Here is a 14,867-nt window from a genome sequence, read left to right as displayed (position 1 = left end):
AATAATGGGAATCATGAATAAGCTTCATTCCAGGCTGGCCGTGCTGGCGCTGATATGGATCATGCTGGTTGCGATGATTACGCCGATGGCGGCTTCCGCGGCGGCTGGAGAATCTTCTAACTCGGCGGCGGGCATTAGCGGCGAGGCTGCGGCTGCGACGGGAACGGTCTATTACGTCGACGATCTGGAAGGCAGCGACGAGAACGCGGGCACGAGCCCGGAAGAGGCTTGGCAAACGCTCGACAAGGTGAACGCGAACCCGTTCCAGCCTGGCGATGCCATCCTGTTCAAGGCCGGCGGCGCTTGGTCCGGCATGCTGAGCCCACAAGGCTCGGGCAGCGACGGAGAGCCCATCGTCATCGACAAATATGGCGAAGGGGAGAAGCCTCTGATCGCGGGGGACGGCGCCGACGCGGCGATTTACTTCTACAACCAGGAGTATTGGGAAGTCCGAAACCTGGAGATCACGAACTTCGCCGAGCTGCCGGGACAGCGCCGGGGCATCCACGTGTCCGGCGACAGCGGCAACGACTGGAGCAACATGAGGGAGTACAAACACTTCGTGTTCGAATTTTTGGAGATCCACAGCGTGAAGGGACAGCAGGGCGGCGGCTGGCATAGCGGCGGCATCATCGTCTGGGGACCGGCCTGGAATTATGCCGTATCCGACGTCGTCGTGCGCAACAACAAGATTTATTCGCTCGACAGCGTCGGCGTATACTTAAACGGGGCGACGCGCAACTTCTCGTCGGGCAACAAGATCGAGAACAACATGATTTACGATATTTCGGCGGACGGAGCAGTATTGCTCAATACGACGGACGGCATCATCCAGAACAACGTCGTGTTCGACACGCACAAGCGGGCTGGCGGGTACCACGTGCCTCTCTGGACTTGGGGCACGCAGGACGCGGTCATTCAATACAACGAGGTATTCAACACGTATCCAGGCGGCGACGCCATGGCCTACGATTCGGATTTCAACAGCATGGGGACGATTATTCAGTACAATTATAGCCACAACAACGCGGGAGGCTTCGTGCTCGCGATCAACGACGGCACGAATAGCGCCAACTTCAACAGGGATACGATCATCCGCTACAACATCAGCCAGAACGACAAGCATACGGTCTTCACGATCGGCGGGCCGGTAGAGAATACGCTCATTCACAACAACACCGTCTACCTGCCCGAGCATGCGACGACGCGCGTGGTCGGCAGCGGCGAATGGGGCGGCTACGCAACGGGTACTTACTTCTACAACAACGTGCTGGTCAACCTCGGCACGGGCGGATACTCGTTCGGGCAAAGCACGAACAACGTATTCGACAGCAACCTGTTCTACGGCAACCATCCGGCGAACGTAGTCGCGATGGACGCGAACGCGATTACGGCCGATCCGCTCCTGGCGTCTTCGGGCTCGGCGACGATCGGCAGGGACACAGTAGACGGCTACCAGCTGCTGCAAGGCTCCCCAGCCATAGGAGCAGGACGGGGCATCCCAGGCAACGGAGGGCTCGATTATTGGGGAAATGCCGTGTCGGCAACGGCAAGTCCGAACATCGGCGCGTACGAAGGGCCCGGCCTTGATCCGGCCAACCTGCCTCCGCTGCCGCCGTCGCCGGAGGACGCGAACCTGCTAGCGAATGCAGGCTTCGAGAGCGGAGACTTTACGGGCTGGGGCTTCCATTACAACGGCGCGGAAATCGCGAGCTCCGGCATGCGCTCCGGCGCTTACGCGGCCAAGCTCGCGAACGCGGGCTCCGGGATGGAGCAGCAGCTATCAGGACTGGAACCGAACACGATGTACATTTTGTCGGGTTACGGGAAGGGCGTCGGCGGCGGATCCGCCGTATTGGGCGTCAAAAACTACGGCGAGACGTTCCAGGACGTTCATGTGAATAGCACGGCTTACGGGTATAAGGACATCGTCTTCCGCACGGGGGCGACGAATACGAGCGCCACGATTTATCTGTACAAAAGCGGCGCTGCTGGCGAGGTCTACTTCGACGATCTGTCGCTCATCGAATACGGCGAAGTGCCTGGCTCCGCGCCGGCGATCGTCGTTCCGCCGCCCGTTTTCGTGGAAGGCGACAGCGACAACTTCAATGCCGCCGAGCTTGACGACCAATGGAACTTTATACGCGAGAATAACGCCAAGTGGTCGCTGGATGATCGCGCAGGCTACATGACGATTGCCGGCGAATCCGGCGATATCGTGGACGGCCAGGCGACCGCCAAAAATATTTTGCTTACCGGCGCGCCGGAAGGCGACTGGACGATCGATACGCGGATGGTCGGCAAGCCGACGTCCCAATGGTCGCAAGGTGGTCTAATCGTCTACGAGAACGACCAATCGTACCTGCGGCTGACGCGGCTGTTCGGCAGCGGCAACCAACTGCAGTTCACGAAGCAGATCGACGCCGTCCGCCAGCATGAGGAGGTAGCCGACACGATCAATTCGGAAGTGGCTTACTTACGTATCGTAAAGCAAGGCAATAGCTATAGCGGCTATTATTCGGCTGACGGCATCTCCTATACGCAAGTATGGACGACGCAGACGGCCGATCTTGCGGAGCCGAAAATCGGATTTATCGTCTGCGCGGGAACGGGACTGACGGCATCGTTTGATTACTTCCATATCACGCCGGCGGACGCGACCAACCCGCCTTCGGTTACCGGCGTCTCTCTGGATGCGTCCGAATTGAGCGTTCATGTCGGCGAAACCGCAGTGCTGTCGGCAACGGTCGAACCGATCGAAGCGGGCAACAAAGCGGTCGCATGGAATTCAAGCAATCCAGCCGTCGCGCAAGTGGACGCGGGCGGCTACGTGACCGCCAACGAAGAAGGCACGGCCGTCATTACCGCGACGACGGAGGATGGCTCGTTAACTGATACGGTCGCCGTGGAAGTGCTGCCGCCGAAGCCGGGCAATGTCGCTCCGCTGGCGACCGCGACCGCGAGCTCCAGCCACGAGAACGGCAGTTTCCCGCCGTCGCTCGCCATCGACGGCATCAAGAATCAGGATGCCAGCCGCTGGATCTCGAACACGACGGCAGCCGGCCCCCATTGGGTAGAGGTGGCATGGGATTCTTATTACGAGATCGACCAAGTCAACGTGTATAGCGGCTTCAGAAGCTTGAACGACCGCCAAATTTCCGATTTCGCCATCCAATATTGGGACGGAATGGCTTGGCAGACGGCCGCGACGGTGACGGACAATGCGCAGGACGGCAGGTATGATCAATTCAACGAGCTGACCTTCCCGGCGATCGTCACGAATAAGCTGCGCATGTGGATTACGGCAGGCAGCGGGCACGATAACATCGCAAGGCTGTTCGAGCTCGAGGCGTTCGGCATCGAGACGGAGGTGGATCCGTTTCCGGCCGCCTTCATCGCGGTGACTGGCGCAAACGGCGCGGTAAGCTTGCCGATTAACGGCACGCTGCAACTAACGGCTTCCGTGTTGCCGGCGAACGCCACGGACAAGACCGTGACATGGACGGTGACCGATGTTAATGGCAGCCCGACTTCGCTCGCTACCATTGATCAGAACGGCTTGCTCGCGACTCAGGCGACAATCGGTAGCGTGAAAGTGACGGCAACGGCGAACGACGGCTCCGGCGTATCCGGAGACCTGATCGTCACGATTCTGTCCGCTCCGCCGACTATGAGCAATATCGCGCCGCTTGCCGCGTTGACGGCAAGCTCCACGCACCTGAGCAACGCGAAGGAGTTGGCGACGGACGGCCTCAAGACCAACGCCAGCCGGTGGATTTCGGCATCCGGCCTGACGGCCCCGCAGTGGCTTGAACTGGAGTGGGACGCTCCGCAGACCATTAACGCCGTTAAGGTGTGGAGCGGCTTCCTCAGCTATGGAGGGCAGCAGCTCGCGGACTTTCTGATTCAATATTGGGACGGCTCGGCGTGGCAGACCGCGGCTAGCGTCGCCGGCAATACCAGCGATTATTTCAATGGGGGGTATAACAACTTGACGTTCCTCGCCGTGACGACCGACAAGCTGCGGTTATATATAACCAAAGGCAGCAAGAACGACAACATGGCCAGGTTGTTCGAGGTAGAGGTATGGGGGGCGGAGGCGCCTTAGGCGACGGTCTCTTGATTTAATGGAATGTATAAGTTTTCTCATACTGAGCTGTCGATGAAATCATCGACAGCTTTTCCATGCCTATAGGCGGCTTGAAAGTCATGAGATTACCGATAGAAGTAATATAAATCGCCTTATGGATTGTTATGGAATCCATTACAATTTAAAGTTTTTAATTATTTTAAATGTTGTTGATAAAGGTTAATTCTGATGACGACAGCACTAACGCGACCTTCATTTCCAACGTCACCAGTGCAAGTAGCCAAAATGCGATCTTCCTAGTTGGTGTATTCTTTGGTTTTTAAGGAAAATTGTGTCGAATATAACCAGAAATAAAAGGATTGTCTACTGCTAATTCACGTAAACCTCTTCTACACTAAAACAAGATATAGAAAAATATTTAAGTACGTCAGCCGCCCATTCGGAAGAGATAGCGCTTCTCCCGTAGGTGGCGGACGCTGCTGCAAGTCATCCCACTTAATCGTAGGAAGTAGGTCATCGATTGATGCCTGAACGCTTCGGAAATCTATTGAAAAGAATGAAACAAGTTACAATTATTGGATATCATGGTGCGAATAACTTTGGTGATGATATGATGCTGAAATCCATTATTACAATTTAAGAAGAAGCTAACGTTAAGATCAATATTGTCGGGTTTGGAGAAATAAACTGGATCGACCCAGAGATAAAGGTAGGCAAGCTGCTTGGCAGAAAGTTCAAGAAAGAAAATTTGAAGTTATTCCACGAATTTTCCCGCGACAGCGATTTAGTCATATGGGGCGGAGGTACTTGCTTCACGGACGAAGAAGGAGACGGATTTTTTGATTTCATGATCCGTGCCAAGCTAAGGGGAAAGAAAATCGGCTACTACAGCGTGGGCATAGGCGCATTAAATCAACTCAGCCGAAAGCTGAAAACGAGGGCGTTGATCAATCTATCGTCATACGTTGGATTGCGGGACGATACATCGTTCAAACAGGCAAGTCAATATACCTTCTTCAATAAGAAGAAGGTAGAAAGAATGGAAGATGCGGCCAACGAAAGCATTATGACATTAGTAGAAAGCCGCCCAAGACAGCGGTTGAATCAAGACAACAAGAAAAGTCTGCTGCTGGCTTGGAGAAATCTGAGAGCGTACAGCAAGGACACGACCGGAGATAACTTCGAAATAATTGCCCGTTATTGCTTGGAGCTGTATCGCGAGCATCAGTTGGAACAGATTACGATTATGGACATGGATTCATGGCAGGACAATAGAGTCGGAATGAAGTTCGTCGAAATACTGAACAGCCTAGAACCTTCAATCCCGGTTAACCATCACACAACCAAGGATTATCTGGAAAAATATCAGCTGATTGCGAAAGCCGACCTCATCCTCACTTCCAGATTGCATGTTGCCGTATGCGCTCATTATTTGAATATCAAATGCCTGGCCTATAATTACTCTCCGAAAATTCAATACTTCGTTGATGAATGCGGGAATTCCGATATCGTACTGCTGGAAAAAAATTTAAAAGTGAGATAAACATAGCGAGGAGAAATGAAATGAGTGCGGTTTCGATCATCATGCCAACAGCCGAGGTTGCGGAAGACATTCGGCGCGAGCTGACCAAGAAACACGATTTGAGCGAGCTCCAGCGGATGTGGAGCGTTCGGTTGCCGCAGCTGCGGGAGGATTTCCTGCGCGGTTGGGTGACGAACCGGTACGCGGATTGGGAGCTGCGCAGACACTCGGCGGAATTGCGAATGGAGCTTTCAGAACATGCGACGTACGCGGTGGCGGTATGCGTGATCGACCCGCTGTCTGAAGACGAGACGCGCTTCGCGGCCGCGGACTTGCCTTTGCTGCAGTTCTCGCTAGAGAGTATTGCCAAGGAAGCGCTGCCGCCCGAAGAAGCTACGGTATTTAACGATGCTAATGGCTCGCTCGTCCTCCTGTTCGTGAACCGAGAAGAGGAAAGCGTCAGCGACCTGACCAATCGAGTCAATGTTAGGCTAACGAGGCTCCTTAACGTCGTGAAGGAATGCTTGAAGCTGACGGCGAGCGCCGGTTTGGGCAGCGCGGGTGACTTCGCGAGCGTGCCGCGCTCCTATCAGCAGGCCTGCCAAGCGCTTCAGGAGCGGGCAGTCTACGGCAACGGCATCGCGATTCCGTATCCGGAAACTTCGAGAAACGGAGGGGCGATCCTGCTCGATACGGATTTTGAACGGCAACTAGAAATAGCCGTCCATACGGGCGAGAGGGAGAAGACGGATGCCGTGATCGACGGCTACGTGGAGAAGGCGTACGCGAGCGCGGATTCCTCCGAGCTCATCTACGAACACCTGCTGTATTTGAGCGGCGTGTTCACCCGCATGATTCAGACGCAGGGATGGTCCATGCAGCGGGTGCTGAACGGCGACTACAGGCATTTCATCGCGCTGGATACGCTTGTTTCCAAGGACCAAATCGTGCAGTGGGCGAAGCGGGTCAACCTGAATATCGCGGCCTACACGGCGAACGAGAGGCAGCGCTCCAGCCATAAACTTGTAAAGCGGATTATCGAGACGGTAGACCGGCAATTGGAGGGAGACTTAACTCTCCATACGCTGGCGGAGCGCATGTACGTGAATCCTTCGTATCTGAGCCGCTTGTTCAAGCGGGAGACGGGAGAAGCGTACTCGGCTTACGTGCTGGCGAGGCGAATGGAGAAAGCGAAGCAGCTGCTGCTCGCGGACGCCAAGGTGTACGACGCGTCCGCTGCCGTGGGGTACCAGGACATTAGCTACTTTGCCAAGGTGTTTCGCAAATATTGGGGCGTGGCTCCGAGCGAGCTGAGAAAATAAGCCTTAGTAAAGATTGAAAATAGGAATGGCGGCGCTTAGGAGGGGATCCTTTGCACCGCCATTATTTAAGTCCGTTGTAAAATCTTCCGCTTGTATAGAATCATATGCTTTGTTCGTCGATGAACCCGAATCGTTCGGCCATGCGGACCAGCACGGTCGCCGCCTGCGCGCGGCTAACCGCGCCTTGCGGCTCGTAGGCATTCGCCGATACGCCCTGCATAATGCCGAGCTCGTACGAGATCCGCACGTCGTCTGCATAAACGGCGCGAATGCTGGCGAAGTCCTTGAACTTGACTACCATATCCATGGTTTCCGCCGCCGGCACAACTTTCAGAGCGTTTGCCATCGCCGCGATTATGACGGCCATCTCCTCCCGCGTTATCGCTTGATCCGGGAGGAAGCGATTGCTTTCTTCCGCGACAAGCCCGCTTAGCAAGCCCGCCGCGCTCAGCTTCGAGACGGCGTCGTAATAGGCATGTCGCTTCGGCACGTCGAAGTAGGAAGGCGCATTCGCATCAGCTGCCGGAAGCTGCAGCAGATTCGCGGCCATCCGCGCGAATTCCGCGCGCGTCACGGAGCGGGAAGGGGCGAAGGCGCCTGCCCCCGTGCCGATCGCGAGCCGCTTCGCCGCGGCCAGCTTGATCGCATCCGCATACCACATGCCCGCGGCTACGTCTTTGAACGAAACGGCGTTTGAAGCGACGATGTACGTGCTGTTCGTCATCGAGGAGATGACAACGGAGGCCTTACCGTTCTCCAAGAGGAGTCGATGCGGCACGAATTGCAGCTTGCCCGACGTTTCGTCCAGCTTCCATGCTCCATACAGCTCCGGCAGCTCCATTGAACCGTTAGCAGAAGTCGGGAGCGCGACCGTGCGGACGATCGGCATCTTAAATTCCGACAGCTCGGCGATACGTTCTCCGTTAACGGCATGAATCACTTCCAGCGTAAACGATACGCCGGCGAGCAGCTTGCCTTGCGTCGTCTGGGATGCGACCGCTTGCCCCGTCGCGGCGTCGCTTGCGGCGTCCGCGAGCGTCAGCCGGAAGGCGGCTTGCGCGGCGGTCAGTCCTTTGGCGGCCAGCAGCTCCTCGAAGCCGGGGTCGAAGCTAGCCCAATTCGTCGGCAGACGGTAACTGCCGGCTGGCGACTTCACGAGCGTGAAGGAGCCGGGATGCTCCAACGCCATGCGGGCGAGCTCCGTCGCCGGGACGGTCAAGCTAGCCGTTCCGCCGTTCTCCGGCATGACGATTTCGTACGAGTTGCCATTTTGGCGATAGACGGGCGTACCGCCAGGCTTGCCGTTCACGAGGATGCCGCTTCCGCGGGTTGACGGCGTGCCCGAATCGCCATCGCCGTCGCCATTGCCGCCCGTTGCCGGGGGCTCCGGCGCATCCGCTTTCAGCACGATCTGGCCCCATTTCTCGCGATTGGAGGAGTTACCGTCCACGCCGTTCCAGAAGAACTGACGTTCACGGCCTCTCGCGCCGCCTTCGTCAAAGCCCATGTCGTACCGGATGACGGTGCCGTCCGCGGCGCTGTCGACGCCGATATCGGCGAACGCGATGCGAGCCTCGATTGTGTATCCCAGTCCGTCCGCGTCAAGCTCTGCCGCCATTTCGACAGGCGGCTGCTCTTGCTCCCTATAGCCGTACCAGTAGGACGCCGTATGCATGACGCCTTGTTCGTCCATCGCGGCGGCCAGCAGCAGCTGGGTATCGCTGAACTGCATCGAGCCGCCGTCGTTCACGTTGTCCGGGCCGAAGAACAGCTCGATCGCATCGCCCGCCCACAGATAAGCTTTGGCCGCGGGGACCGTAAGCGCCTTGACGACGTTCGGACTCGACATCGGCGTCGGATCGTCGATATGCGCCCGCAGATAGAGGGCTTCGTCATCCCAGGTCAAATTCATCCGCGCGCCGATGCCTTGTTTCATGACGCCGAGCACCAGATCGATGTCGGAGAGATTGGCCGTGACGGCTTGATCCCACGGTTGCTCGAAATCGCCGGGAACGGGAGCCGTCGCGGACTGCGGCACGTCCAGCTTTTTGTCCGAGGTCCGTTCGGTTTGCCCTGGCTTGAAGGCATGCTGGTAAGGCGCAATGCTGCCCAGCATGAGATCGTAGAGCTTGTCGTTCGTGTCCGATACCGACTGGAGGAACTGCCTGTAGGGCCGACCCGCGACATTAAGAAGGCCAATCGCGCCTGCCTCGCCGTCCAATCCCTGAAACCAGCGGCCGGTCGGCGCCTGATCGAGGAACGCGAACCAGTTTGCGCCGACGACGTAGCCGGAAGCGGCCGCCTTCTCCACGTAGTTGCTGTACATCAGCCCTTTCTCTGTCTCGTTCTCGGCCATGCGCGCGCCGAATGTCAGCCCCGTCGTCGGATCGCCGTAATGGAATTCGGTCATGATGAACGGCGTGCCGCCCGATAGCCCGTACAGATGCTCCAGCATGTCCAGATTGAGGTCGTAGGTGTAATAGTTGTACGTCAGGACATCCATGTATTTGCCCGCGTACTCGGCGAGATAGTCGCGCAGCTTGGAGTCGTTCATGACGTTCGCCAGCCATCGGTCGCCCATGACGAGATGGCCGGGATCGTATTTTTTCGTATAAAAGGAGATTTGTTTATAAAGTTCGTCCAGATACAGCTTCGTAAAAGCGTCCATATCCCGCGTCGCAAGCTCCGTCTTCACGGCGAAGGATAGCCCCTTCAGCGCCTCGAAGCTCGGGGCGTCGAGCGCCCACGCGGCGTTGAAGTCCGCGATGCCGCCGTATTTGCCCTCCAGCATCTCTACGAGTCGGAGCTTGCTGCCCGTGGAGGCGCCGGCCGCCGGCACGGCCGTCTTCAGCTTGTCGTAGCGCAGCTCGTTCGCGAACATGTAGCCGATCAGATTGCTGTCGCCTTCGTTGGCGGCAAGACTTTGGAAGCGCGTATCCATCTGGGAAACCATGTTCGGGTGGAAAATATCGAACAGGCCGCTGTCCCCGATCTTCAGATCCGGCATGGGCAGCCAGTCGACATACGGCATGTCTTTCGCATTCGACCAGGCGCCAAGTCCCGTGAACCCGAGCGACTTGACGAGATCGACGCTGTCCGCCGAATATCGCGCCTGATCGAAAGGTACTCCCGTCCGGCGAATTTCGTTCGCGATGTAGAAGGAGAAGTTGCCGCTGCCGTCGTAGGCGGTCGCGAACTCGCCGGACTTGGAAGGCAGCCATTCGTAGACGGACTCGCGTCCACCGACGACCGTTCTCGTCTCATCGACGTAGCCCGTTCCGTTCACGGCGAGATGGAAGTACAGGTTGCCCAGCGGGTTCACCATAACCGACTTCCCGTTCAGCTTCTCGATATGGAAGTAGCCGGTTTCTTTAAAGCCGTACACCCCCTTGCTGCCCGCAAGGCCGCCGTAGGCATCCCTGTCGCCCGGAGCGGTCAGGCTCTCCAGGAAAGCATGGTCGGATTCGGCCGCGGCCGCGAATTCCACGTCGCTATGGATTTTGCCCGGGAACTCGGCGGAGCGGATCTGCCCGTACGAATCGACCAGCAAGTCCTCGGCGTTTACGTACGAGAACGTCCTGACGGGGCTTTTCCGCTTGCCGTCGATCTCCGTCCAGGCCGTAATGGACGTGGTACCGTTCATCCGGATCGGCGCCTCGTACTTCAATTTGGCTGCGCTGCCCGCGATCGTGTAATAGATGGCGCCGCCGCTCTCCGTCGTCGATAACGCGACGAATTGGCCAGGCACAATGTTGCCCGAATCCGGGTTCGCCGTTACCGGCGCGGCATCCGGCATCTCGATCTCGTCCAAATTCAGAATGACGAACGCTCCGTCCGTTTCCCAATGGACATTGCCCTGCTCGAAGTCGGGATTCGGCAGCAGATTGTTGAAGCCGTCCGTAAAGAGCAGCATATCGTCCAGATAGAGAACGCCCGTATCGTCCGCGCTGATCAAGCTCAGTTCATATTCGCCTGTCTGCCCCGCGATGAAGGAGAACGAAACCTCGTTCCAATCGCCGGTTCCGTTTTCAAAGCTTTCCTCGGCCAGCACCTGCGACTCTTCGCCGGCTTTGCTAAGCCTGATGGAGAATGCGGCATCGCCTTTGATCCAAGCTTTGAACGTATGGGGTTTGCCCGCCGCAAGCGGGAGAGGGGAGGAGAGGACGGCTGCCGTCCCCGCCTCGCCCGCGGCCGCATCCAGCTTCATCGCCCACCTGCCGCTATGTGCATCCGTGTTGTCCCCTTGCGCCGAATAATCGATCGGGGCGAAGTGTTCCGAGGGATGCCACCACCTCGCGCCTCCGTCCTCGAAGTTCTCGTCGATGACGGGATCGCCGCCAAGCGGGGACAGCCGAACGTCGTCGACGTAGATGCGCCCCGCCGTTCCGCTGTTGTCCCTGTCGCCGATCTTGATGTTGTATTTGCCCGTCGCGGCAGGGGTGTACGTCGCCGATACGTATTGCCATTCGTCCGTTGCGGCGAAAGGTTTGGCAAGCACCTCCGCCCAAGACGTCGTATTCTGAATAACGAGCGCCATGCGGCCGGAGCCTTTGATCCAGGCGCCGAACTCGTAGGTTACGCCCGCGGTTAGCGTGGGCTGCGCCGAATAACTCGAGCCGTTCGTATTGCCGGTTCCCTTGACGTCCGCCGTCAGCGACCAAACGCCGCTGCGCGTGAAGGAGGTGCGGGAGGGGACGCTTACCGCGTCCGTTACGTTGCCATTGCCGCCTCCTTCGCCCGGCTCCTCGGGCTGCTCATATTCGCCAGTCGCGCCAAGCAACAGGATATAATCGACCTTGAAGTTGTCCCAGTTGTCCATCACGTCGTCGGGGTTGATCTGCAGCTTTACGGTTGCTCCATCCGGAATCTGCACATCGTCGATGACGACGTAGCCGTAGCTGTCGGACCAGGATCGTCCGTGCTCCTCGAACAGAATATTCGGTTTCACCAGCACGTTGTTGACGTAAAGCGAAGCCTTCTGATCGGATTGCCAGCCTTGATAGACGATCGCGATGCCGTCGTCCGCCTTGTTCGCGTTCGCGAATGTCAGCGAGTTGACGGAGCGGTACATGACGGCGAACTGACCGCCGGATGCCCATGGATCGCCGTGCAGCTTATTGACGGGACCTGCCAGAACGCCGTCCTCGCCTTCGATCTTCACATAGTCGCCGCCGATGCCGGGTATATCCGAAGGGGCGATGGCGGGCGAAGTGTTCGGCTCGCCGTCCGGATGCCACAGCTCGGCGAACTTCGCCGACGATTCCGGGAAGGCGACTGTGTCGTACAGATCGTGATCGCCGTCGCTGGCCGACACGTTGAAGTAAACATGCCACGCTACATTGTTGTTCTCGATCCATTCATACATTTTCTGGATAAAATACGGATTGTCGCCGCCGCCCATGCCGTCTTCGGCGCGCAGCGCGAGTCCCCATTCGCAGATGCCGAGCGGAACGCCTTGATCCTCGGCGAATCGGGCGATCATGTTCAGCCCCCAGTTGCCGTCGTTTACTTGGGCGTTCCAGGCAAGCTCTTGACGTCGCAGACGTTCGGTCGCGTCGGCGTCGCGATATTCCGGACCGTACAACGGCTTCCCGCCGCTCTGCGCCCAGGTCTGGTCGTAATGGTCGATGCCGATGAAATCAACGTAGTCCCGCCCCGGGAAAGCGGCCTCGAGATCGACGCCCCAGATGGAGGTGGACGGATTCCAGACGAATTTGAAGTTCTGGCCTTCAACGTCGCGTAGCGTCGTTACGAATTGGCGGAACGCTTCCGCGAAGTTTTCGGCTTTCTGCAGATGGTTCGGATCGTTGGCGTTGCCGATCGACCAGATGTACCAGCCGCCGTTGAACTCGTGGCCGAACCGGATCATCGCGTTCTCCATGCCTGCGGCGACGAGATTCTCGCCAAGTTGGCGGTAGTGGTCGTTGTAGTCGCCATTCGCCGAAGCAGCCAGACTGCCGCCCGATTTCGGGAACGGATAGGCAGCCCAGATCATGCGATCCGCGAAAGGCGTGCCTTCCCACGCGGCGAGCCGGTTGCCGCCTTCGAGATCGGACCAGGTGTTCTGCTCGAGGAAATCTTCCGCCAGCGCTGGCATCCGTCCGATCCATTCGCCGAAGTCGGCGACACCGTCCGGATTGCGGTCCCAGGAGTAGACGCCAAGATTATCGACGCCGTCGTATTGCTGGGCGGGCGGGTTGTCGGAGCGGTCGGGGTAGCGTGTAAAAACGTCACCCTTGTCGCCGCCCCAATATTTGAGCTGCTGCTCGAAGCCCGGATTAAGCAGCAGATTGTCGCTGCCCGCCGCGGCCGCGCCGAAGAAAACCTCGTCCGCGTACATCGTGCCCGCCGCTTCTGCCTGCGGATAGGCCGCTCCGGCGCTGTCGACGATGGAGAACACGACGGTGCCCGTGTACGTGCCGGAGTTGAAGCTCGCCGAGGCGTATGTCCACGTGTTGGTCGCTTTCGGTCGGATGTAGTGCAGATTCTCACCATTGCTTTTGGCCACCTTGATTGTGACCGCGCCACTGCCCCTCAGCCACGCACCGAACGTATAGTCCGTACCTGCGGCGATGCCGCCGATTTGCTGCGTCACCGTCTTCCAGTCGTTTGGCTTGCCTTTGGTTGCGGCCTGCATAGAGCGGCTTCCCGCGTAAATGTTGGCGGGGTCGTCCGGATTGCCGGGCTCTCCCGGATCGACAGGATCAACGGGATCCGTTGGATCTACCGGATCGATGGGGCCGCCCGGCGTTTCATGTTCCGCGGCTCCTCCGGCCACGCTGAACACGAGCGGAGAGCTATTGCTTGCGACGGTCCAATTCGTCAGTGCGTCCGAAGCCTCGAAGCCCGGATTGGCCAGACGGTTGACGCCGGAGCCGTTGACACCGAAAAAAACATCGTCGATGCGCATTATGCCCTGGGCTTCCGCTTGCGTAATGCCGGATCCTGGAACGTAAGCGCTGTCATAGATGGATACATGTAAATCTTCGTTGGTAGCGGCCGTATAATCCGCCGTCCAGTACGTCCAGCTACCCGTCGCTTTCTGACGGACGAAAGCCAGCGCGCCTCCCGAGCTTGAACCTTGAGACAGCTTCAAAGTAGCCGCTCCGGCGCCCTTGACCCACATGCCAAGCTCGTAAGTCATGCCCGCCGCGATGCCTGTCACCTTCTGGGTCAGATAAGCCCAGCCGCTCGATTTGGCGGCGAGTTCCGCCTTGAGCGAACGAACGCCTTTGTAGACGGTCGTGTCAACAGGCGGATCTTCCGGATCGCCCGGTTCTTCGGGCACGGAAGCGCCCTCGACGACGCTGAACACGTCTTTTTCGAGCTTATTCCACAGATTCATTCCGGCTTCGAAGCCGGCGTTCTGAAGCAGATTGGCGCCTCCGCCGCTCGTTCCCAAATAAGCGTCGTCCACGTACATGACGCCGGCCGCGGTGCTTTGCGGATAGGCCGTCGCGGCGCTGTCCACGATCGAGAACGTCATTTTGCCCGAACGCGATCCCGAATTGAAGTTGACGGAATGGTACGTCCATTCCCCCGTCGCGATCGGCCTCGTATACGACACCGTTGCGCCCCCCGCGGATACCTTCAGCGTTGCGATGCCGTCGCCTTTTACCCACATGCCGAACGAATAGTCGGTGTTCGCGGCGATGCCGTCGACCTCCTGCTCCATGTACGCCCAGTTGCCGGCGTCGCCTTTCAAGTCCCCCCTAAGCATCTGGGTTCCCGAGTGCGGAGCCGGAAATTCGGCCGTCTCGGCGGCCGAATTTCCGGCTGGGAATACGGAGAATAACAAGGTCGCCGCGCATAGCAGGGCGATAGCTTTGTTCCAAGCCTTTCTCTTTTTCATCATGACCTTCCTCTCTCGAATTTGCTGTGGTCTGTCGCATGATCGGTGAATCGATTTCATTCTAGGAGAGAAAGAGACTGG

Annotated in this window: 4 protein-coding genes; 3 read left to right on the top strand and 1 reads right to left on the bottom strand. The window is 58.0% G+C overall.

Features of this window, described 5'->3' with window-relative positions:
• Window positions 1-4 precede the first annotated feature (4 nt).
• The 3 genes from AB4Z29_RS29405 to AB4Z29_RS29395 all read left to right on the top strand — a co-directional run bounded on the left by AB4Z29_RS29405 (window position 5) and on the right by AB4Z29_RS29395 (window position 6,934).
• Window positions 5-4,108 carry an Ig-like domain-containing protein gene (locus AB4Z29_RS29405; protein ID WP_441946509.1) on the top strand — a complete coding sequence of 1,368 codons (4,104 nt, stop codon included), beginning with the start codon at window positions 5-7 and terminating at the stop codon, window positions 4,106-4,108.
• Between the two features lie 640 nt (window positions 4,109-4,748).
• Window positions 4,749-5,633 (top strand): polysaccharide pyruvyl transferase family protein, encoded by an 885-nt coding sequence (locus tag AB4Z29_RS29400; protein WP_441946522.1) that lies wholly within the window; start codon window positions 4,749-4,751, stop codon window positions 5,631-5,633.
• A 20-nt stretch (window positions 5,634-5,653) separates the two neighbouring features.
• Window positions 5,654-6,934 (top strand): helix-turn-helix domain-containing protein, encoded by a 1,281-nt coding sequence (locus tag AB4Z29_RS29395; RefSeq protein ID WP_441946508.1) that lies wholly within the window; start codon window positions 5,654-5,656, stop codon window positions 6,932-6,934.
• A 100-nt stretch (window positions 6,935-7,034) separates the two neighbouring features.
• On the opposite strand, the gene AB4Z29_RS29390 is transcribed toward AB4Z29_RS29395, so the two are convergent.
• On the bottom strand, window positions 7,035-14,789 hold the full coding sequence (locus tag AB4Z29_RS29390; RefSeq protein ID WP_441946507.1) for a carbohydrate binding domain-containing protein: 7,755 nt from the start codon (window positions 14,787-14,789) through the stop codon (window positions 7,035-7,037).
• Between the last annotated feature and the right edge of the window lie 78 nt (window positions 14,790-14,867).

Source organism: Paenibacillus sp. 2TAB23, assembly GCF_052115165.1.
GTDB lineage: Bacteria > Bacillota > Bacilli > Paenibacillales > Paenibacillaceae > Pristimantibacillus.
This window is presented reverse-complemented; position numbering and strand designations above follow the sequence as displayed.

What these genes read in the sequence shown, in the direction of transcription:
- AB4Z29_RS29395 (WP_441946508.1), top strand. Translation starts at nt 5,654, where the DNA reads ATGAGTGCGGTTTCGATCATCATGCCAACAGCCGAGGTTGCGGAAGAC.
- AB4Z29_RS29390 (WP_441946507.1), bottom strand. Translation starts at nt 14,789, where the DNA reads ATGATGAAAAAGAGAAAGGCTTGGAACAAAGCTATCGCCCTGCTATGC.
- AB4Z29_RS29405 (WP_441946509.1), top strand. Translation starts at nt 5, where the DNA reads ATGGGAATCATGAATAAGCTTCATTCCAGGCTGGCCGTGCTGGCGCTG.